The organism is Sphingomonas sp., from assembly GCF_036388215.1.
Lineage (GTDB): Bacteria > Pseudomonadota > Alphaproteobacteria > Sphingomonadales > Sphingomonadaceae > Sphingomonas.
In genome coordinates this window covers 421,568-442,647 of sequence record NZ_DASVSH010000033.1, presented here as the reverse complement: position 1 = coordinate 442,647, position 21,080 = coordinate 421,568, and the positions used below count along the sequence as shown (strand labels likewise).

Genomic DNA, 21,080 nt, shown 5'->3' with positions numbered 1-21,080 from the left:
GTACCCGGGCACCCCCTCACCCTCCCACCACTTCGCGGTGGGCCCCTCCCTCTCCCTCAAGGGGAGAGGGGGAAAGAACTTCCACCGCCCGCGGCTTCCGCTGCGCATCGATCGCCACAAATACGAAGCTCGCCTCCGTCACCTTCTCCATCTCCTCGCCATGCCGCCCTCTCCGCCAGGCTTCGACGGCGATGGTCATCGATGTGCGGCCGACCCTGGCGATCTCGGCATAGACCGACACTTCGTCACCGACATGGACCGGCGCGTGGAATTGCATGCCGTCCATCGCGATGGTGACCGCGCGCCCCTTGGCCTTGCGCGCCGCCACCAACCCTGCGGCCAGGTCCATCTGGCCGATCAGCCAGCCGCCGAAGATGTCGCCATACGCATTGGCGTCGGCGGGCATCGCGCTCACGCGGATCGCGGGCTGGCTCGTGGGCCTTGTCTCAGCCATCGGAGGGCGTGCGGTCCAGCTGGGCTTTGTCTTCGGCGTAAGCGCGGCGGATCGGGCCTATGCCCATCAGCACCACCGCCGCCATCGCCACATACGCGACCAGCCAGATATCGTGCCTGGCGAGCGGGTACGACCAGGACGCGAGCGCCGCGATCAGCAATGCGGCCAGCAGCCCCACCGCGATGTGCAACACTTCGATCAGGACGCGCATCCGCCGCGGCTCCTCAGGCGATCATGCCCATCGGGGCCTCTATGAGTTCCTTGAACAGCTTCATCAGCTCGGCGCCATCCGCGCCGTCGATCGCACGGTGATCGAAGCTGCCAGTAGCGGACATGACCGTCGCCACGCCGAGCGCGTCGTCGACGATGTACGGGCGCTTCTCGCCCGCGCCGATCGCCATGATCATGCCCTGGGGCGGGTTGATCACCGCTTCGAACTGCCTGATCCCGAACATTCCCATGTTGGACAGGCTGGCGGTGCCGCCCTGATACTCCTCGGGCTTGAGCTTGCCTTCCTTGGCGCGGCCGGCAAGGTCCTTCATCTGCGTCGAAATCGCCGAGACGCTGATGCCCGCCGCGTCGCGGATGATCGGCGTGATCAGGCCCGTCGGGGTCGAGACAGCGACCGAGACGTCCGCGCGGCCGTACTTGATCAGCTTGTCGCCGGTATACGTCACGTTGCACTTGGGCGTCTGGATCAGCGCGACGCCCAATGCCTTGATCAGCAGATCGTTGACCGAGAGCTTCACGCCGCGGCCTTCGAGCGCCTTGTTGAGCTCGCCGCGCAGCTTGAGCAGCGCATCGAGGCGGATATCGACCGTGAGGTAAATATGGGGAACGGTCTGCTTCGATTCGGTAAGCCGGCGCGCGATCGTCTTGCGGATGTTGGAGAGCTTCTCCTCCTCGTGCGGGATCGATTCGTCGTACCAGACGGCCTTGGCCTCGGCCGGCGCGGCTGCAGGAGCGCTCGCGGGAGCGGCGGCCTCTGCCCTAGGGGCGGGCGCGGCACCGGGCTTCGCACCTTCGAGGTCCGCCTTGACGATCCGGCCGTTCGGCCCCGATCCGGAAATCCCGGCAAGATCCAGCCCCTTCTCGGCGGCAAGACGCTTCGCAAGTGGGCTAGCCTTTATTCTTTCTCCCTCTCCCACTTCAGGGGGGGAGGGCTGGGGAGAGGGGGGAGTCGGGGATGGAGCTGGCTGCGCGTTCGCCGCACTTCCCCCTTTCCCGCCCTCGGCTTCGCCTTGGGCACCAGCATCGGGTGAAGACAGCCCCCGGCTGTCTTCAGCTCGTCCGGGGGACGAGCGGCCCGATGCTCCCCCTGAAGTGGGAGAGGGAGAAGCGACAGCAGCCGGCGCAGGCGCGGAGACTTCGCCCCCCTCGCCCGCCATCGTCGCGATCACCGTGCCGACCTTCACATTATCGGTGCCCTCGGCGATCATGATCTTGCCGATCACGCCTTCATCGACGGCTTCGAATTCCATCGTCGCCTTGTCGGTCTCGATCTCGGCCAGCAAGTCGCCAGACTTCACCGTGTCGCCTTCCTTGACCATCCATTTGGCAAGCGTGCCCTCCTCCATCGTGGGGGAGAGGGCCGGCATCTTGATTTCGATTCCCATGGGGCTTCCCGTCATTGCGCGCAGGTCGAAGGATCACCCCTCTTTGCGCCGGGCTCGCCACGGGTCAAGACACCGGCTTGCACGAAAGGCAATCGCCGGGCACCAACGCCTCAAGAGGGGAAAGCATCCATGCGCACCTATCTGGTGGTGATCGACGAGAGCCCGGAGGCCGAGATCGCGTTGCGCTTTGCCGCGCGGCGGGCGGTGAAGACCGGCGGGAACGTCGAAATCCTCGCGATGATTCCACCGCAGGAGTTCGTCGCGTGGGGCGGCGTGATGGCGACGATCGAGGAAGAAGCGCGGCAGCAGGCCGAAGCCCTGGTCGCGCGCGCTGCGGGGACCCTGCTGAGCGAATCGGGGATCACCCCCTCGATCACGATGCGTGAGGGCGATGGACCACACGTGGTGCGCGAGATGATCGCCGCAAATCGCGACATCGCCGCGCTTGTGCTGGGAGCGGCAGCCAGCGGCCCGCCCGGGCCGCTGGTCGCGCATTTCGCCGGGGCGGATGCCGGGGCGCTGAGCGTACCGGTGATGATCATCCCCGGCTCGCTCGATATCGAAGCGATCGACCGGCTTAGCTGAGCCTTACCGGCAAACGCAGACGCAGCATTTCGGCTTGGCGCGATAGCGCTTGACCGGTGCACGGCGCACCACGCGGCGGGGAGCGGCGCGAACATAGCGCGTCGTCACCACTTCCTCCTCGAAGATCTCTTCCTCGACGATCGTCGTGGTCGTAATGGTCGGGATGATCGTCACCGAGGAAAAGGTCGAACTGGTCGGCGCGCCGTAATAATGGCTGCCCTGCTGGTAACTCGAACCAGAGCTTGAACCATGGCTGGAGCCGTAGCCCGCGCCATAGCCATGCTGCGCCGCCGGCGGCGCATAGTCCACCGGCGGTGCATACCCCCCCGGGTATTGCTGTTGCCCGTAATATTGGTTGGGATCGACGGGCTGGATCGCCGCGCCCGCGCTGGAATAGCTGTAGCTGTTCGAATAGCCGCCGCCCGCCGACGCGCCGGCTCCGGCCCAGGCGATTCCGCCCACCGAATCCCACACCTGCCCCTGATGATCCACTAGCACCGCGTCATCATAATAGCGGATCCAGCGATAGCCGTGGGGTGGTGCGGCGAGGCCGAAGTTCAGATAGTCCGAAAGCCCGAACGATCCGCTCAGCCAATAATTGGGCATGCGATGGCCCCTGCCGAGGCGGCGGTACGCGCCCCATCCGCCCGGCGCGCGCGAGCCGCCCGACCAGCGGCCGTCGCGCTCATAGCCCCAGCGGTCCGGATTGTTGTAACGCGCGACATTCTGGCTGGGCGGCAGCGCCATCCAGCGCCCGTTCTGCCACACGCGCGGACCTGCGGTCTGCACCTGCGGCCCCGGCGGCGGGCCTGTGACGAAAGGCGGCGGCATATTCGGCTGGCCATAGACCATGCCCCCCGGTGCCGGGATCGGGGCGCCATAGCCTTGCGCGGCAGCCGGCGCCGCGGCGCCCAGCGCCGCTGCCGAAATGGCCACCATCATCAGGAAACGCTTCACAAAATACTCCTTCGCCACCGAGCCGCCCCGCTCTTATGGTTGACGAAAGATTACTCCTTTGGTTGCGTCACAGCCATGACCAGCTTTGCTTAACGGCGTCCCGATCCGGGTCAGGAATTAACCAGCCGTGGGGCCAAAATTCGCGCCAGCGCCTCGCAACCAGCAGCGTCGCCCGCATCGAAACGTGCAGGGCTGGGGCTGTCGAGATCGAGCACGGCGAGCAATTCGCCCTGATGCATGATCGGCACGACCAGTTCGGACCGGCTCGCCGCATCGCAGGCGATATGACCGGGAAAGGCGTGGACGTCCTCGACCAACTGCGTCTCGCGGGTGGCGGCCGCGGCGCCGCACACGCCCTTGCGGAACGGTATCCGGATGCACGCCGCCTTGCCCTGGAACGGCCCGAGGACGAGTTCGCCGTTCAAATTGCGATAGAAGCCCGCCCAATTGAGATCGGGCAGATACTGCCAGATCAACGCGGCGGCATTGGCCATGTTGGCGATGGCATCGGGCTCGTCGGCAGTGAGCGAGTCGAGCGCGGCGGCGAGATCGCGGTAGAGCTCGGACTTCGAGGCGGCGGTTACGGTGAAATCGTACATGAGGGGTATTTAGTCGATCCCGACGCCTCGTACACCTCTCCCGCTTTCGCGGGAGAGGAGGGGCCCGCGAAGCGGGAGGGTGAAGGTCTTCTTCTTTGGTTTCGACGAGCAGAAGAAGACCTTCACCCAACCCTCTCCCGCGAAGGCGGGAGAGGGCTAAGATCAGTCGAAGCTCACCTTCCCCCGCCCAGCCTTGATCGTTGCCCGCCCCTTCTTCTCGTCCACGCGGCGCGCCTTCGCCGCCTTGCTCGGCTTGGTGGGACGCCGCTTGGCCTGACGCTCCATCGCCTTGTCGATCAGCTCGGCCACGCGCTCACGCGCGTCGCTGCGGTTCGCCTCCTGCGTGCGAAACTTGCGCGCGGTGATCACCAGTTCGCCCGCGGAAGTCATCTTGGTGCCCGCCAGCGTCTTGAGCTGCTGATAGGCATAAGGCGGCAGCCCCAGCCGAAACACGTCCACGCGCAGTTGCACCGCGGTCGCCACCTTGTTGACGTTCTGCCCGCCCGGACCCGATGCGGCGAGGAACCTCTCCTCGACGATCGCATCCTCGGGTAAGTCAGCCACGCCCGAAGCCGATATTGCCGAAGCGCAGGGGCAAGGGCGCTTCGGCATGGATGTTCGGCTTGCCTTCGCGCGGGATGGTGAGCTCGGCGGCGTGAAGCATCACCGCGGGGCCGCCCGCGCCATATACCGGATCGCCGACGATTGGCATGCCCAGCCCTTCTGCGGCATGTACGCGGATCTGGTGCGTCCGGCCGGTCTCGGGGAAGAAGGCAAGCATCGCGCGGCCGTTTTTGCGCTCCAGCACTTCCCAGCGCGTGCGCGCCGATTTGCCCGCGGGATCACCGGTCATCCGCCAGCCTTCCTCCTCGGAAGAAATCTTGATCAGCGGCATATCGATCGTGCCGCCTTCCTCTGCCGGCTCGCCTTCGAGAATCGCGACATAGCGTTTGGCCACTGTCCCCGCTTCGAACGCCTGGCCGAAGCGCTTGTGCGCCTTGGGATTGCGCGCCAGGAGCAGGCAGCCGCTGGTGTCGCGATCGAGCCGGTGGACGGGCAACGGCAGGCGCTGGAAGCCGAAGGTCAGCTCGCCGAGCATATCCTCCAGGCTTTGCGAGCGATCGCGCGGACGATCGACCGGCAGCCCGGCGGGCTTGTCGATGATCAGCGCTTCGCCGTCGATGAAGAGAACGCGGTCCTTGAACATGACCGCGCCCCTAGCAGGCGCGATGTTACGCCGCCAGCTTGGCCGCAACCTCGGCAACCCTGCGGCCCTGATAGCGCGCGCCGTCCAGTTCGGACTGGCTGGGCTGCCGGCTGCCATCGCCATCGGAGATCGTGGTCGCGCCATAAGGCGATCCGCCCTTCACTTCATCGACGCCGCCCTGCCCCTGGAAGCCATAATCCAGGCCCACGATGGTCAGGCCGAAGTGCATCAGGTTGGTGATGATCGAGAAGAGGGTGGTCTCCTGCCCGCCATGCTGGGTCGCGGTGGACGTGAATGCACCACCCACCTTGCCGTTGAGCGCGCCGGTCGCCCAGAGGCCGCCGGCCGTGTCCCAGAAGCTCGCCATCTGGCTCGGCATCCGGCCGAAACGAGTCGGCGCGCCCACGATGATCGCGTCATAGTCCTTCAGCGCGTTCGGCCCCTCGATGGCGGGATGCGCGGAGTCGGTCTTGAAGTGCGCGGCGGCGACCACTTCGGGCGGCGCAGTCTCGGGCACGCGGCGGATGGCGACCTCGGCGCCCGCCGAGCGCGCGCCGTCCGCCACGGCATCCGCCATCTGCTCGAGGTGGCCGTAGGAGGAGTAATAGAGGACGAGTATCTTGGTCATGGGGGTTCCTTCTAATTCCCCCTCCCGCTTGCGGGAGGGGCTAGGGGAGGGCTTGTGGAGAGCAGCCTTTGACAGGCCCTCCCCCGACCCCTCCCGCAAGCGGGAGGGGAGAAGAGTTGTTATTCCGCGTCCACCAGGACGATCTCGGCGTCTTCGATTGCGGCGATCACATACGTGCCACCGGTGAGCGCCGCGCCGTCGCGGGCATTCACCCGCTCGCCATCCACCTTGATCGCGCCGATTGCGGGGACGAGGTAGGCATGCCGCCCCTCGCCGACCTTGTACTCGACGCTCTCGCCCGCCTTGAGCGTCGCGCCGAGCACGCGGGCGTCGGCGCGGATCGGCAGCGCGTCGCCGTCCCCGGGGAAGCCCGAGGCCATCGTCACGAACTTGCCCGAGCGGTCGCCCTTGGGGAACGGCTTGGCGCCCCAGCTCGGCTGGCCGCCGCGTTCGCGCGGGCTTATCCAGATCTGGAAAAGCGTCGTTGTCTCGGGCTCGAGATTATATTCGGCGTGGCGAACGCCGGTGCCGGCGCTCATCACCTGGACGTCGCCGGCTCCGGTGCGGCCCTTGTTGCCCATCGAATCCTGATGGGTGATTGCGCCCGAGCGGACATAGGTGATGATTTCCATGTCCTGGTGCGGATGCGCCGGAAAGCCGCTGTTCGCGCCGATCTCGTCGTCGTTCCACACGCGGATCGCGCCCCAACCCATGCGGGCCGGATCGTGATAGCTCGCAAAGCTGAAATGGTGGCGGGCGTTCAGCCAGCCGTGATTGGCGTGGCCAAGCGTTTCAAAGGGCCGCCGGTCGATTTTACTGGTGTCGATCATGGTGATGACTTCCTTCTCTTGAACTCCGAGATAGGAAATTCTATCAGCGCGTAAATGGAAACGTTGGAAACGGATTGTTTCGAATGAAGCTACCAGACTTCGAGGCATGGGCCGTTTTCGCCGCGGTGGTCGAGCATCGCTCGTTCAGCGCCGCCGCCGATGCGCTGAGCGTTTCCAAGGCCACGGTATCCAAGGCGATCAGCCGCCTGGAGACGCGGCTGGGCACCACGCTCTTCCACCGCACTTCGCGTCGCCTGACGCTCACCGACAGCGGCCGCGCGCTTGCCGAGCACGCGCAACGCATCCGGAGCGAAGGGGAAGCAGCCGAGCAAGCCGCGTTCGAATCGGCCAGCGCGCCCGCCGGGCTGGTGCGCATCGCCGCACCGCTGACTTTCGGCATCAAGCATCTCGCCCCGGTGCTTGCCGATTTTCTCGAAGCGCACCCGGGTATTAAGATCGACCTTCGCCTGTCCGACGCATTCGTCGATATCGTCGGCGACGGCGTGGATATCGCGCTGCGCATCGCCGAATTGCCCGACAGCTCGCTCCGCGCCCGCCGCCTCGGCCCGGTCACCGCGCACGTTATCGCCGCCCCCGTTTATTTCGAGAAGCATGGCCGTCCCCGCCACCCCGCCGATCTCGCCAGCCACGCCTGCTTTACCTACACCAACACCGCGAGCCCCGATTACTGGCGCTTCCGAAAGGCCGGCGGCGAGGAAGCGTCGGTCCGCGTTGACGGCCCGATCCGCACCGACAGCGGCGATGCGATGTTGCCGGCGCTGCGCGCGGGGCTGGGCGTCGCGATCCTGCCGGGGTTCATAGTCGATGCGGACATCGCCGCTGGCCGGCTGGAAGCGGTGCTGACCGACTGGACGATCGGTGCCTCGGCGTTGCACTTGATCACGCCGCCCGGCACGCTCCGCCCCGCGCGCGTAGAAGCGCTGATCGAATTCCTCTCGGATCGCCTCAAGCGGATGTGCAGCGAACCGCGCTAAAGGACTCGACTCCCCAGGCGAAGCGAGTCCGTCAGATACGTAGTTAAACGCGACTCGTGGATTCATGCGGGTTAGGAACAAATTAACCTTTTGCCTTCAGACCCGCTTAGGTTAATGAATCGCTCAGGACGCTCCTGCCATGAGGGTGGAAAGCGGCCGGTGGGCAAGGGGAACTGGCATGCGCGTGCTGCTGATCGAGGACGAGCCGTCGACCGCAAAAGCGATCGAGCTGATGCTCACGACCGAAGGCTTCAACGTCTACACGACGGACCTGGGCGAAGAGGGCTTGGACCTCGCCAAGCTCTATGATTACGACATCATCCTGCTCGATCTGAACCTGCCCGACATGCATGGGTATGACGTTCTGAAAAAGGTTCGTGTCGCCCGCGTGCAGACGCCGGTGCTGATCCTGTCTGGCATCAACGAAATGGATTCCAAGGTGCGCAGCTTCGGCTTCGGCGCCGACGATTACGTCACCAAGCCCTTCCACCGCGAAGAACTGGTCGCGCGCATCCACGCCGTGGTCCGCCGCTCGAAGGGCCATAGCCAGTCGGTCATCCGCACCGGCAAGCTGGCGGTCAATCTCGACGCCAAGACCGTCGAAGTCGATGGCGCCCGCGTCCATCTGACCGGCAAGGAATATGCGATGCTGGAGCTGCTTTCGCTACGCAAGGGCACCACGCTCACCAAGGAAATGTTCCTCAACCACCTGTATGGCGGAATGGACGAGCCCGAGCTCAAGATCATCGACGTCTTCATCTGCAAGCTGCGCAAGAAGCTCAGCATGGCGACCGAGGGCGAGAATTACATCGAGACCGTCTGGGGCCGCGGCTATGTGCTGCGCGAGCCCGAAGGCGGCGAAGCGGCGATCCCGGCGGTCGCCTAGAATCCTGAAGCTGGACCAAACACAGCGGGGGCTGACGGGGCCGCGGTTCGAAAGAGCCGCGGCCCTTTTCGTTAAGCACCGCGATGCCGATGCACCCAATGCCTCCCATCGTCGTTTAGGATGCAAGGAGCGCGTGCGTGGCCGACGAACGAATAGTTTCCGTGGGTTTCCTCACGCAAAACGATCTGAACCGGCTGGGTGCGACGTTCGACCGCCACTTCCAGATAGTCCATGACGACCTGTTCGCCGATCTTATCTCGAAGCTTGACCAGATCGAGGCCGAACCCTTTGGCACGGGCGTGGTACTCAAGCCGCATCCGAGACATTAGCGGCCCTGGCGGGATCTTCTTGAGGCCGGCGTTACGCGCTTCATGCCAATGCCGCCCGCTGATCCGCATTGCCCCGCGGCGGCGAATGGCTATCACCGCCCTGCATGAGTCCACATGAATTCCTCCAGAAGTGGCGCAACAATGAGCTGAAGGAGCGCACGGCCTCCCAGAGCCATTTCAACGATCTGTGCGCATTGCTGGGCGTCCTAGATCCGATCGCCGCCGATCCGCAGGGCGAATGGTTCACTTTCGAAAGTGGCGCGGCCAAGACCGGCGGCGGCGCTGGACAATCCGCCGCTGCTGATCGTCTCGGATATGGGTCACATCGGCCCAGGCCCTCTGATTCGCAAGGCGACACCGAATGCGTGCGACAGGGCTTCGGGAATTTGGACGTGCAATCCGGCGCCATCGTGCTTGTAGGTGAGCGGAGTCCGGTCTCCCACCATCTCGACGCGCTCGACCCCGCCTGCGCCTGAAGGTGCGCCCTTGGCGAGCGAAGCAATGTCGATAGAGGCCGCAGGTCTCCCGAGGCAGATGGCGAAGAGATCGCCGCCTTTCCAGGTAAACCGGATATCCGCCGATGTGAACGGCTTTTGCGTTTGCTCGCCGAACATGCCAGCGCCCACCTGCGTCGGTCCTTCGCCGTAGATCTTCCACGGGCGCGTGCCATAGATCGCGTCGCCGAAACGGCCCATCCAGCCGGCGATCTCCTGGACGATGCGGCGCTCTTCAGAATCGATCGAGCCATCCCCGCGCACGGGCACGCTGAGCAGAAAATTGCCGTTCTTCGAGACAATATCGCACAGGCGGTGGATGACCGTAGCGGCGCTCATGTACCGCTTCTGGTCGTACAACCTGCGATTGTAATGCCACTGCCCGATGCACGTGTCCGTCTGCCAGGGTTCGGGGGATATCTCCGCCCGCATTCCGCGCTCGACATCGGCGACGTATCCGCCGCGCGGAGCTTCCTGCGGCTTTATGTTCAGCACCGCTTCCAGCTTGCCGCCATGCCATTGCATCGATGCGTTGTAGTAATGGGCGGCCATGTCGATGCCCGCCTGGCCCAGCGGCAGATCGAAATTGTCGAAATAGACGAGATCGGGCTTGTAGCTGTCGATCAGGTCCTTGCAGCGCAAATACCATTGCCGGGTGAAGGCGGGATTGTGTAGCGGGGCTTTCTCGTCCCACACCCGATCGTTGCGGGTATGCCATGCATTGGCGTCGGCCACTGTATTGATGCCATCGGGCAGCGGCATGACCGCGCCGCCGTATAGCTCCTGCGGGTCGAGGCCGTTCCACCATTTGCCCCGGCCATCGAACCTGGTGAGCTTGAACGCGTCGTATCGCTCGCCCTTGCGGGGGCCCTCCGGATCATAGCCGTAAGCCGTCTGGAACCAGTGCCATGCATGCGCCGAGTGATTGGAGACGCCGAACTTCAGTCCCCGGGCGCGCGCCGCCTTCGCCCAGATTCCGATGATGTCTTTCTTGGGACCGACGCGGACGCTGTTCCAGGCATGGAACTTCGAATCATAGGCGTCGAAATTGTCGTGGTGATTGGCCATTGCGACGAAATATTTCGCGCCGGCTTTCTTATAGAGGTCGAGAAGTTCGCCAGGCCGCCAATTCTCCGCCTTCCACTTCGGGTAGATGTCGATGAAGCCGGTGTCCGCGGGGTGGCCATAGTTCTTGGTGAAGTGGTTGTACTGGGCGTTACCCTGCAGATACATGTTCCGGGCATACCAGTCGCCCGCCTCGGGCACGCACTGCGCTCCCCAATGCGCCCATAGTCCGAATTTGGCGTCGCGAAACCAGTCCGGGCACCGATAGCCCGCGATGAGCGAGTCCCAATTCGCGCTGAAGGGGCCGGGCGCGCTTTGCGCATGGCCCGGCGCGATCCCCGCCGCATGCAGTGCCGTGGCAACCCCAGTGCCGGCCGCACCTTTGATAAGCGCACGCTTGGTCAGGTTCATGGGACCCCCCTCCTCTTTCATTGCCTATTTCTTCTGCCACACCCTGTTGCCCGCAACCCAGGTCTCCAGCACCTGCGTGCCCCGCAGATCGCCCGGCGAAGCCAGCAGCGGATCGCGGTCGAGGATCAGGAAATCGGCCTGCATCCCTGGCGCGAGGCGCCCGATCTTGTCTTCGGCAAAGCCGGCAAAGGCCGCGCCGGTGGTGAAGCCCGCCCAGCCTTGCTCGCGCGTCACCGCTTCCTCGGGCCGCCAGCCGCCGAACGGTTGGCCGCTCGCGTCCATCCGCGTGAAGCTCGTCGCCCAGCCGGCCCAAGGATCGGGGCTCTCCACCGGAAAGTCCGATCCGAAAGCGAGCTTGCCGCCATTTTGCAGGATCGACCGCCAGGCATAGGCCCCCGCCAGCCGGTCCGGCCCGAGCCGCGCCTCGGCCATCGTCCGGTCGCTCGTCTGGTGGACCGGCTGCATGGACGCGATCGTGCCGAACTTGCCGAAGCGCGGCAGGTCCTTGGGATCGACGATCTGGGCGTGCTCGATCCGCCAGCGGCGATCGTCTTTATAGGTGTCCGAGAGCACTTCGATCGCATCGAGCGCCTGTTGATTGGCGCGATCGCCGATCGCGTGGACGGCGATCTGGAAACCATCCATCGCGCCGCGGATCATCATGTTGAGCAACTGGTCGTCGGAAAGGAAGCCAAGACCCTTCTGCCCCTTGGCGTCGGCATATTCGCCCTTGAGCCAGGCGCCGCGGCTGCCCAGCGCGCCATCGGCGTAAAGCTTGATCCCGCGCATCCGCAGCCGGTCGCCATAAAGCCAGGGAGTCGGCGCCTGCCCGCCCACTGCGAGCGCAGTCTCGACGCCGCTGGCATAGCTCAGGATGCGCATCTTGAGCAGGCCTAGATCGCCCATACGACGATAGGTCAGCCAATCGTTCACGCTCGTGCCCATGTCCGCCGAAGCGGTGATGCCGAGCGAAAGCAACCGCTCCTGCGCGGCGAGGAACGCTGAATTGCGCTCGCGCGGGGTGGGCTGCGGGATCGCCTTGGTCAGCAGGTCCATCGCGGCATCGACAAGCACGCCCGAAGGGGCGCCGCTGGCATCGCGCTCGATCCGGCCGCCATTGGGATCTTTCGATGCTGCGTTCACGCCGGCCAGCGCCAGCGCCCGGCTGTTCGCCCACCCGGCATGGCCATCGACGCGGTCGAGCCAGACCGGCCGGTCGCCCACCGCGGCATCCAGCTCGGCGGCAGTCGGGAAGCGGCCCAGCCCCCATTTCTCCTGATTCCAGCCGCCGCCGAGGATCCATTTATTCGGATTGGCGGCCGCATAGCTGCGAATCTTGCCCAACGCTTCTTCCAGCGAAATGGTGGCGGAGAGATCGAGCCGCAAAAGCTGGTCGCCCAGCCCCATCACATGCCCGTGCCCGTCGATCATTCCCGGCACGAGCGTCTTGCCGCCCATGTCGATCTTCCATTCGAGCTTCCTGGGGCGCTTCTGCTTGCCGGTGAAGAGATAGACGATCTTGCCGTCGCGGTTGAACAGGATGCCGTTGAAGCGGACGACCTGCCCCTTCTCGTCCAGCGTCAGCCCGTTGATGTTGTCCACCAGCCCATCGGCATGAGCGGCGGGCGCAAGGAGCAGGACGGCGACCGCGATCAGGCGGAGGAGAAGCTTGGTCATGCCCCCAGCGATAGGCGGTGTTCCCCCGCCGCGCCAGATGGTCTAGGCGCGTAACAATGGCCACCAAGACAGTCATCGCGAGCGCGCAGCTCCCCGTCACCATGGACGATATCCGGACTGCGCATGGCCGCATCGCCGACGCGATCGTGCGGACGCCGATCCTGGTGAGCCGGACGCTGTCCGACCTGACCGGCGCGACCGTCTATCTGAAGTTCGAGAATCTCCAGTTCACCGCAGCCTATAAGGAGCGCGGTGCACTCAACACCTTGCTCCAACTCGACGCGGAGGCCCGCTCGAAGGGCGTCATCGCGGCGTCCGCCGGCAACCATGCCCAGGGCCTCGCCTATCACGCGACGCGGCTCGGCATCCCCAGCACGATCGTGATGCCCAAGAACACACCGACGGTGAAGATCACGCAGACCGAAGGTCATGGCGCGACCGTGATCCTGGAGGGCGAAACCTTCGACGCCGCCCATGCGCACGCCCGCAAGCTGGAGGCCGAGCACGGCTATACCTTCATCCATCCTTTCGACGATGCGCGGATCATCGCCGGCCAGGGGACCGCGGCGATCGAGATGCTGGAAGACGTCCCCGATCTCGACGCGCTGGTGATACCGATCGGTGGCGGCGGGCTGATCTCGGGCTGTGCTGTCGTCGCCAAATCCGAGGGACGCAACCTGGAAGTGATCGGCGTCGAGGCGGAGCTGTACCCGTCGATGTACAACCGCATCCACCACACCGACATGCCCTGCGCCGGCGACACGCTGGCCGAAGGCATCGCAGTCAAGGAGCCTGGCGCGATCACCAGCGGGATGGTGGAGGCGCTGGTCGATGATATCGTTCTGGTCAGTGAGCGCCGGCTGGAGGAAGCGGTGAGCCTGTTGCTCCAGATCGAGAAGACCGTGGTGGAAGGCGCCGGCGCGGCCGGCCTGTCGGCGCTCCTATCCGAGCCCGAGCGTTTCAAGGGCAAGAAGGTCGGCACGATCCTGTGCGGCGGCAATATCGATACCCGGCTGCTGGCCAATGTATTGCTGCGCGACCTTGCCCGCTCGGGCCGGCTCGCACGGCTGCGCATCGTTTTGCAGGACCGGCCCGGTGCATTGTTCAACGTGGCGCGAATCTTCCACGATCAGGGCGTGAACATCATCGAAGTGTATCACCAGCGGGTTTTCACCACGCTGCCCGCCAAGGGCCTGATCACCGACGTGGAATGCGAAACGCGCGATCGCAATCATCTCGACCGGCTGATCGTCGCGCTTCGCCGCGCGCAATATGAAGTGAGCCAGGTCGAACTCGCCTGATCGCGCCGAAAGGAATCGCCAAAGCGGCCAAGCGAGCCGCGGAGCGATTCACAATAGCGCGGTTTCCCGCTATCATCGCATTTCCGGGCATCGTTTCGCGATCGTCCGGCGACCGCGAAATGCTTAACGCAAGCGGTCTTTTTCCCGGAGCGGCGGCATTAACTCTCTTTCATGGTAAAGCCGCTTTTCATCCTCTTTCTTACGCAGCATAGTCACGCCAACGAGCCGCTTCGGGGGGGAGGGTTCGATGAGCATAGGGGCGTATAAACGGTGACTGCACTTTCCCGTTTTCCTAGATTTTTCGTCACCAGCCCTTCGCCGTGCCCGTATCTCCCGGGCAAGCAGGAGCGAAAGATATTCACCGAACTGGCCGGACAGCATGCCGGGGAGCTCAACGATGCACTGGGACGGATCGGATTCCGCCGCAGCCAGTCTGTCGCCTATCGCCCCAGCTGCGCGGGTTGCACCGCCTGCGTGTCGGTCCGTGTGGTTGCCGATCAGTTCGAGCCCAACGCCACGCAACGCAAGCTGCTCAAGCGCCATTCGGACCTCGAGATTACTGCCTGCAAGCCATGGGCGACCGAGGAGCAGTTCGAATTGCTCCAGCGCTATCTGGCCACGCGCCACCCCGGCGGCGGCATGGCCGCTATGGACGAGAGCGATTATGCCGATATGGTCGAGCAATCGCCGGTCAGCAGCTATGTGATCGAGTATCGCGAGCCTTCGATAAACGGCGAGCGCGGCAAGCTGCTCGGCGCGTGCATCACCGATCAGCAGGCCGATGGCCTTTCGATGATCTACAGCTTCTTCGATGCCGATGAGGAAAGCCGTCCGGGCCTGGGCAATTTCATCATCATGGAGCACATCATGCGCAGCCGCGCGGCGCGCCTGGCCTATGTCTATCTCGGCTATTGGGTGAAGGGTAGCCAGCGGATGGCATACAAGACGCGCTATCGCCCGATCGAAGTTCTGGGGCCGAACGGCTGGTCGCTCCTCACCGACGAGGATCAGACCTACGAGATGCCGATGCCCGCGCGCGTGAGCGAAGCGGCTTAGAGGCTAGCTATTCGTCGCCGCCCAGGCGGTCGACGTGGACGTCCACGTCGAGTTCTTCCCTGCCCTTCCCGATCCGCGTTCCCGCGATCGGCGCCGCGCCCAGCGCATCGAGACCCACAGCGACGCGGACATAGCTCGCGTCCGGCGACAGGCCCGTCACGGGATCGAAGCCGACCCAGCCGATCCGTTCGATATGCGCCTCCGCCCAGCCATGCGGCGCGCAATGCGCCTCACCGTCGCTGCGATAGCCCGATATATAGCGCGCCGGCACGTGCAGGCTGCGCGCCGCGGCAATGAATATCTGCGCGACATCACGCGAAGTCGCGGATTTGCCCGCAAATGCCTCGGCCGCTGTTGCGCCGGTATCCGGCGCGTCGGGGGCCTTTGGAAAACGGCGGTGGAGTGCGGTGTTGATCCGGTGCATGCGCTCAAGCGGATCGCCCCCGCCGATCTCGCTCGCGAAATCCAGCAGATCGACATCGGCCAGCGTGCGCGCGGTGGAGCGGCAATAGAATAAGGGGGGCAGCGGCTCGATCGCCTCGCGGACCAGACCGGTGGCTTCGCTGGTCAGAACTTCGCCGGTGACGGTGATGTCGATCGCCGCGATCGGCCCTTCGGCATAGAGCATCGTGATCGCGTTGCCATATCCGTCGATCGCGTCGCGCAGCCGTGCGTCGCAATCCACGCCGATATGCCAGCTCACCACCGTCTGGCCCTGCGTGTCGCATGGAGTAAGCCGCAGCATCTGGACCAGACGCGCCTGCGGCTCGCTGAAGCGGTAATGCGTGCGATGATCGACTGCGATCCGCATCAGCCGAACCGGAACTGGCGGGCAATGGCCGCGTCGAGCATGGCATTCTCAGCAATGAACGCGCCCAGATATTCGTGCAGACCGCTCACGATGATCTGCGAGGTCCGGGTCTTTTGCAGCCGCGCCATCCGCGCCCGGGCCATGCGATCGGCCTCGCCCTGCAGCCCGGTACGCTTGGCCAGCGCGCTGAGCAGGCCGACCGTTTCCTCGACGCATGCCGCCAGGCTGCGCGGCAGCTCGGCACGGCTGATCAGCAGGTCGATCACGTTCCGCGGCTTCAGTCCGTCATTATAGACCCAGCGATAGGCGTTCACCGCCGATACGGTCTGGAGGATCGTCGTCCACTGATCGCGATCGACCACCCCGCCCACCGGCTCGCCCTTTGGCAGCAGCAAGTGATATTTTACGTCCACCAGCCGGGCGGTGTTGTCCGCCCGCTCGACCGCCGCGCCGAGCTGGATCAGCAGGGTCGGCTCATTGCGCATCATCCGGTGGATCGCCCCTTCGAAACCGCGAGTCTCGCCCTTCACTTGCTCCACTAGGTTCAGTGTCGCGGTGGCGCCGCCGGTGGATGCGCGATTGTGGAAGAGCAGCCAGGCGCGGTTGATCGCGGTCCACGCCTCGCGGGTCAGCGCCGTGCGGACCGCGCGCGCGTTGTTGCGCGCCATTTCCAGGCAGCGGATGATCGAGCCGGGGTTGGTGGAATCGAGCGTGAGGAAGCGTGCTACATGCGCCTGGGTGAGTGGGTTTCCGGTCGCCGCGAAGGCCTTGTCGGTATAGCTGACGGCAAGCGCGCTGGCCCAGGCCGCCTCGCCGGCCGGACGCGCCGAAAGCGCATCCAGCCGTACCGTCGCCTCGACTAGCCGCGCAATGAAGTCGGCGCGCTCAAGATAACGCCCGAGCCAATACAGCGCCGAAGCGGTGCGCGAGAGCATCAGCACCGGCTCAGCCCCCCTGGCTTTGCGATTGCGACTGCGAACCGCTTGCCGCGCCGTCGTCCATCAGGACGAAACTGTCCTTCGTGCCCCCGCCCTGGCTGGAATTCACCACCAGCGAGCCTTCGCGCAGGGCTACCCGCGTCAGCCCCCCGGGCGCCACGCGAATACCATTGCCGCCGGAAAGCACGAAGGGCCGGAAATCGACGTGCCTGGGCGCGAGGCCCGCTTCCACCAGCGTCGGCACGGTCGAAAGCGCAAGCGTTGGCTGGGCGATATAGCGGTGCGGCTCGGCGATCAGCGCGGCGCGGAATTCCTCGATTTGGGTGCGGCTCGCGGTCGGGCCCACGAGCATGCCATAGCCGCCCGATCCATCGACCAGCTTGACGACCAGTTCAGGCAAATGATCGAGGACGTATTTCAGCGCCCCTGGCTCGCGGCAGCGGAAGGTCTCGACATTCGGCAACCTCGCCTCGCCTCCCGAATAGAAGCGGACTATCTCGGGCATGTAGCTGTAGATCGCCTTGTCGTCGGCGATGCCGTTGCCCGGCGCGTTGAGGATCGCGACATTGCCCGCTCGATAGGCGGCGATCAGTCCGGGCACGCCGAGCAGCGAATCGGGGCGGAAAGCGAGCGGATCGAGATAATCGTCGTCGATCCGGCGATAGATCACGTCCACCCGCACGCGCCCGGCGATCGTCTGCACCCAGACGATATCGTCATCGACCACCAGATCGGCCGGCTCGACCAGCTCGACTCCCATCGCGTCCGCAAGGAAGCTGTGCTCGTAATATGCCGAATTGAAATGCCCCGGCGTGAGCACGACGCAGACCGGATCGGTATTGCTGCCCGGTGAGACCGAGCGCATCGTCTCCAGTAGCATGTCGGGATAGCTGTCCACCGCCGCCACGCGGAAATCGCGGAACAGTTCGGGGCACAGCCGCAGCATCGCCTCGCGGTTTTCGAGCATGTACGACACGCCCGAGGGCGTCCGCGCATTGTCTTCGAGCACATAGAATTCGTCCGGCCCGGTGCGAACCAGGTCGATCCCGCAGATATGCGCCCACACCCCGTGCGGCGGCCGGATCCCGGCCACTTCGGGGCGGAACTGCTCGTTCATCAAAATGAGCTCGGGCGGGATGATCCCTTCCTTCAGGATCCGCCGGTCGCAATAGATGTCTTCGAGAAACGCGTTGATCGCCTCTACGCGCTGGATCAGTCCTTCCGAAAGCCGGGCCCATTCGCTTGCAAGGAAGATGCGCGGCACGATATCGAACGGAATGATCCGCTCGGCCGCGTCGCTGTCGCCATATACGGCAAAGGTGATGCCGAGCTGGCGGAACGCAGTCTCCGCCGCCTGCTGCCGGCGCTGCAATTCGGATGCGGGGGTATTCGCCACCCATTTGGACAGCGCCGCGAATTCGGCACGCGGGCTATCCGGCCCCCCATGCCCCCAGATTTCGTCGAACGCCCCGTTTGAACCCATGCGCCTCCAAATTGCCGGAAAGGCCGACAGGTTCCATGCTGCAACGCTTTGCTGCGGCGCACAAGGGGGCGGCGATCAACTGGCGTATTTGACGCTGCATCCATAAGCGCGGGTTTCGGTCACCGAAACGGGCTTGCCGACCCGCATTTCCGCAAGCGCGGCTAGCACATGGTTACGCGCGCTGGCGATGTCGGCGGCGTTCGAGCTGGGCTTGTCGTCGATCGCGCCCTTATAGGCCAGCTTTCCCGCGCCATCGATGATGTACATGTGCGGGGTCGTCTTGGCGCCATAACCCTTCCCGACTAGGCCCTGCGGATCGAGCAGATAGGCAGTGGGCTTCGCGCCCGCGCCCGCGACGAACTTCAGGGCCTCCGGTCCCGTCATATGGCCCTGCTGGCCCGGTGCGCCGGAGTTGACCGTGAGCCACACCACGCCCTGTGCCCGGGCCGCGGCCTGGGTCTTCTGCATGTTGCCGCCATAGTGTTTCTTCACATAGGGGCAGCCGGGATTGTTCCATTCGAGCACCACGGTCTTGCCGCGGAAATCGGAGAGGTTGACGATCTTGCCGTTCATGTCGAACGCGCGGAATTGCGGGACGGCGGTGCTGACTGCCGGTTCGAGGGCTGCGGGCGCCGCCGCAATCAAAGGGGCCGCGATCAGGGCCGCCGTGAGCGGCAGGCCGGTCCACATCCATTTCGCCATATATCGTCTCCTTTGTCAGCCCCCGCCGGCAAGGTCGCGCAGCATCGCCTGGGTGAGGATTTGGGGAAGGACCCGCGGCGCCGACTCGCCCGGCTTATACCATAAATAGAGCGGGACGCCCGCCCGATTATGCCGCTCGATGAAGCGGCCAAGCGCCGGATCGCCGTCCGTCCAATCGCCGACCAGAACGGCAACCCTAGCGTTGGCCAACGCCTCGCTCACCGCGGCGGTTTCGATCACCGCTTTCTCGTTGATCTTGCAGGTGACGCACCAATCGGCGGTGAAATAGGCGAAGACCGGGCGCCCCTCGCCCTGCAGTGCGGCGAGGCGTGCCTCGCTGAACGGCTCATGCCCGCTCACCACCTTGTTCTGCGGCGGCGCGGGGCGGACACAGGCGGCTCCCGCGAGCGCGAGGAGCAGCAATGGGAGCGCGGGCAGCCAGGCACGGCTCTTTCCCCGCGCCTGGCGCAGCCCCGCCCACCACAGGCCGAGCCCGGCCAGCAAGGTAGCGGCCAGGCCGATCGCCATTCCGTCGCTGCCCGCCTGACGCCCCAGCACCCAGGCGAGTGCGAGCGCCGTCAGGAACATCGGCACCGAGAGGATCTTGCGCAGCGTGTCCATCCACTGCCCTGGCTTCGGCAAGCGGCGGCGCAGCGCGGGAATGAAGCCGAGCAGCAGGAACGGCAGCGCGATGCCGAGGCCCAGCCCGCCGAACACCGCGAGTGCGGCCGGCCAGGGCAGCACCAGGGCCGCTCCCAGCGCAGCGCCCATGAACGGCCCAGTGCACGGCGTCGCGACGAAGGCGGCCAGCGCCCCGGTCATGAATGCGCCGCCGGTTCCCTTGGCGGCCGCTCGGTTGACCAGTCCGGGCGCGGAAAGCTCGAACAGTCCGGCAAGATTGAGTGCGATCCCGGTGACCAGCAGCAGCAGGATCACGATCACGCGCGGATCCTGAAGCTGGAACGCCCAGCCCAAGGTCGCTCCGCCCGCGCGCAACGCAAGCAGGGTTCCACCGAGCGCCAGGCAAACAAGGACGACACCCGCGGTATAGGCCAGGGCCTCGCCGCGCGGATTGCCGCTCCCATCATTTGCCTTGGCGAGGCTCAGCGCCTTGAGGCTCAGGATCGGGAAGACGCACGGCATGATGTTGAGCAGCAGCCCGCCGAGCACTGCGCCACCAAACGCGAGCAATGCCGAGAGCCACACCGATGCCGCTGGTTCCGTCGCTGCCACAGCGGCGACAACGCCCGGCCTTGCACTGACACGGAAGCCCTGGTGCCCGAGCGCGAACACGCCCTCGATCGGCCCCGAAAAATTCTTGCCGACCGTCTCGATAACGAAACGATCGCCTTCGCGGACAGCCTTTTGCGGCGCGGCATAATCCACCACCCGGTCGGTCAGCGGAAAGAAATAGGGCTCGCCCTCCGCCGCAGCGCCCGCCGGGTACGGGATCGCTATGCGGAAGGCATTGCCGGCATTCTGATAGGTGGCGGTTGATCCAAGCGGCCGGGGCATCGCCCCGCGCCACGCATCGAATCGTGCGCGCCGCTCCGGCGAGATCGCGCCATCGCCCACGGTCAGCGTGATGGATAGCTGGGCCTTTTCAGGTACGCAGATCGCATCGGTGCACACCAGATAATCGAGCAGTACGCCGATCGGCAGCGCCCCGCCTGCACCATGCGGGATCCTGAGCGTCACGAGCTGAGCGAAAGGCCCTTCATAGACATAGTTCATCAGCCCGCCGATCAGCAGCCGCTGGGGCACCGGATAACGAAGCGGACCGGCGCTCGCGCCCGCGGGCAGCGTCCATTTTGTAGTGGCGGGAAGCCCGGCGTCGCCTGGATTCTCCCAATAAGCGTGCCAGCCCTTTTCGGGCATCGAAGAGAAAGCGAGCGTGACTTCGCTGCCCGGCGCGGGCCGGTCGGTTTCGGCAATCAGCTCGACTCGAACGTGCGGCCCCGTGCCGGGCCCCTGCGCCCCCGCCGGCGCTGCGAGAAGCGCCAGGACGAGCGACACAAGGATGAAACGAAGCCAGGCCATGCAGCGTCCTTGCCGA

General features: G+C 65.2%; 22 protein-coding genes. 6 read left to right on the top strand and 16 right to left on the bottom strand.

The annotated features are described in order from the left end of the window. Nucleotides 1-16: 16 nt before the first annotated feature. From VF617_RS16345 to VF617_RS16335, 3 genes are read right to left on the bottom strand one after another with little or no spacing between them, the layout of a single operon-like run. Complete coding sequence (locus VF617_RS16345; protein WP_331015967.1) at nt 17-454, bottom strand: acyl-CoA thioesterase; 438 nt, start codon at nt 452-454, stop codon at nt 17-19. After that, nucleotides 447-665, bottom strand: a complete 219-nt coding sequence (locus VF617_RS16340; RefSeq protein ID WP_331015966.1) for a hypothetical protein — start codon at nt 663-665, stop codon at nt 447-449. The genes VF617_RS16345 and VF617_RS16340 overlap by 8 nt, the downstream gene beginning before the upstream one ends. Nucleotides 666-678: 13 nt before the next feature. Beyond that, nucleotides 679-2,070: a pyruvate dehydrogenase complex dihydrolipoamide acetyltransferase gene (locus VF617_RS16335; protein WP_331015965.1), complete on the bottom strand. Its 1,392-nt coding sequence runs from the start codon at nt 2,068-2,070 to the stop codon at nt 679-681. Between the two features lie 129 nt (nt 2,071-2,199). Here VF617_RS16335 and VF617_RS16330 point away from each other — a divergent pair, with 129 nt between their 5' ends. Continuing rightward, nucleotides 2,200-2,655 (top strand): universal stress protein, encoded by a 456-nt coding sequence (locus tag VF617_RS16330; RefSeq protein WP_331015964.1) that lies wholly within the window; start codon nt 2,200-2,202, stop codon nt 2,653-2,655. Between the two features lie 3 nt (nt 2,656-2,658). Here the strand turns inward: VF617_RS16330 and VF617_RS16325 are convergent, their stop codons facing one another. The 6 genes from VF617_RS16325 to VF617_RS16300 all read right to left on the bottom strand — a co-directional run bounded on the left by VF617_RS16325 (nt 2,659) and on the right by VF617_RS16300 (nt 6,876). Beyond that, nucleotides 2,659-3,612: an RcnB family protein gene (locus VF617_RS16325; RefSeq protein ID WP_331015963.1), complete on the bottom strand. Its 954-nt coding sequence runs from the start codon at nt 3,610-3,612 to the stop codon at nt 2,659-2,661. 110 nt (nt 3,613-3,722) lie between these two features. Beyond that, entirely contained in the window at nt 3,723-4,211 is a 489-nt protein-coding gene (locus VF617_RS16320; RefSeq protein WP_331015962.1) for a GAF domain-containing protein, read from the bottom strand. Nucleotides 4,212-4,373: 162 nt separating this feature from the next. Further along, nucleotides 4,374-4,823: an alternative ribosome rescue aminoacyl-tRNA hydrolase ArfB gene (gene arfB, locus VF617_RS16315; protein ID WP_414714069.1), complete on the bottom strand. Its 450-nt coding sequence runs from the start codon at nt 4,821-4,823 to the stop codon at nt 4,374-4,376. Then, complete coding sequence (locus VF617_RS16310; RefSeq protein WP_331015960.1) at nt 4,768-5,418, bottom strand: RNA pseudouridine synthase; 651 nt, start codon at nt 5,416-5,418, stop codon at nt 4,768-4,770. Before VF617_RS16310 ends, arfB begins: the two co-directional genes overlap by 56 nt. A 25-nt stretch (nt 5,419-5,443) precedes the next feature. Further along, nucleotides 5,444-6,046, bottom strand: a complete 603-nt coding sequence (wrbA, locus tag VF617_RS16305; protein ID WP_331015959.1) for an NAD(P)H:quinone oxidoreductase — start codon at nt 6,044-6,046, stop codon at nt 5,444-5,446. A gap of 119 nt (nt 6,047-6,165) precedes the next feature. Beyond that, complete coding sequence (locus VF617_RS16300) at nt 6,166-6,876, bottom strand: pirin family protein (protein ID WP_331015958.1); 711 nt, start codon at nt 6,874-6,876, stop codon at nt 6,166-6,168. Between the two features lie 83 nt (nt 6,877-6,959). On the opposite strand from VF617_RS16300, the gene VF617_RS16295 reads away from it, so the two are divergent. The 3 genes from VF617_RS16295 to VF617_RS16285 all read left to right on the top strand — a co-directional run bounded on the left by VF617_RS16295 (nt 6,960) and on the right by VF617_RS16285 (nt 9,086). Further along, on the top strand, nt 6,960-7,871 hold the full coding sequence (locus VF617_RS16295) for a LysR family transcriptional regulator (protein ID WP_331015957.1): 912 nt from the start codon (nt 6,960-6,962) through the stop codon (nt 7,869-7,871). 178 nt (nt 7,872-8,049) lie between these two features. After that, a complete protein-coding gene (ctrA, locus tag VF617_RS16290; protein ID WP_331015956.1) occupies nt 8,050-8,757 on the top strand; it encodes a response regulator transcription factor CtrA in 708 nt (235 codons plus the stop codon). A 137-nt stretch (nt 8,758-8,894) separates the two neighbouring features. Then, a complete protein-coding gene (locus tag VF617_RS16285) occupies nt 8,895-9,086 on the top strand; it encodes a hypothetical protein (protein ID WP_331015955.1) in 192 nt (63 codons plus the stop codon). A gap of 320 nt (nt 9,087-9,406) precedes the next feature. On the opposite strand, the gene VF617_RS16280 is transcribed toward VF617_RS16285, so the two are convergent. Both VF617_RS16280 and VF617_RS16275 read right to left on the bottom strand, forming a co-directional pair. Next, the gene (locus tag VF617_RS16280) at nt 9,407-11,056 is read right to left on the bottom strand and encodes an alpha-L-fucosidase (protein ID WP_331015954.1); all 1,650 of its coding nucleotides are present in this window, start codon (nt 11,054-11,056) and stop codon (nt 9,407-9,409) included. A 24-nt stretch (nt 11,057-11,080) separates the two neighbouring features. After that, nucleotides 11,081-12,733: an amidohydrolase gene (locus VF617_RS16275; protein ID WP_331015953.1), complete on the bottom strand. Its 1,653-nt coding sequence runs from the start codon at nt 12,731-12,733 to the stop codon at nt 11,081-11,083. Nucleotides 12,734-12,789: 56 nt separating this feature from the next. Here VF617_RS16275 and VF617_RS16270 point away from each other — a divergent pair, with 56 nt between their 5' ends. Both VF617_RS16270 and VF617_RS16265 read left to right on the top strand, forming a co-directional pair. Beyond that, nucleotides 12,790-14,034, top strand: coding sequence for a threonine ammonia-lyase (locus VF617_RS16270; RefSeq protein WP_331015952.1), 1,245 nt, complete (start codon nt 12,790-12,792; stop codon nt 14,032-14,034). Between the two features lie 270 nt (nt 14,035-14,304). Beyond that, nucleotides 14,305-15,090, top strand: a complete 786-nt coding sequence (locus tag VF617_RS16265; protein WP_331015951.1) for an arginyltransferase — start codon at nt 14,305-14,307, stop codon at nt 15,088-15,090. 7 nt (nt 15,091-15,097) lie between these two features. Here the strand turns inward: VF617_RS16265 and VF617_RS16260 are convergent, their stop codons facing one another. The 5 genes from VF617_RS16260 to VF617_RS16240 form a co-directional block, all read right to left on the bottom strand. Next, nucleotides 15,098-15,901: a transglutaminase family protein gene (locus VF617_RS16260; protein ID WP_331015950.1), complete on the bottom strand. Its 804-nt coding sequence runs from the start codon at nt 15,899-15,901 to the stop codon at nt 15,098-15,100. Beyond that, entirely contained in the window at nt 15,901-16,836 is a 936-nt protein-coding gene (locus tag VF617_RS16255) for an alpha-E domain-containing protein (RefSeq protein WP_331015990.1), read from the bottom strand. Before VF617_RS16255 ends, VF617_RS16260 begins: the two co-directional genes overlap by 1 nt. A gap of 10 nt (nt 16,837-16,846) precedes the next feature. Further along, the gene (locus VF617_RS16250) at nt 16,847-18,322 is read right to left on the bottom strand and encodes a circularly permuted type 2 ATP-grasp protein (protein ID WP_331015949.1); all 1,476 of its coding nucleotides are present in this window, start codon (nt 18,320-18,322) and stop codon (nt 16,847-16,849) included. A 75-nt stretch (nt 18,323-18,397) separates the two neighbouring features. After that, a complete protein-coding gene (locus tag VF617_RS16245) occupies nt 18,398-19,024 on the bottom strand; it encodes a redoxin domain-containing protein (RefSeq protein ID WP_331015948.1) in 627 nt (208 codons plus the stop codon). Between the two features lie 15 nt (nt 19,025-19,039). Further along, nucleotides 19,040-21,064 (bottom strand): protein-disulfide reductase DsbD family protein, encoded by a 2,025-nt coding sequence (locus tag VF617_RS16240; protein ID WP_331015947.1) that lies wholly within the window; start codon nt 21,062-21,064, stop codon nt 19,040-19,042. Nucleotides 21,065-21,080 lie beyond the last annotated feature (16 nt).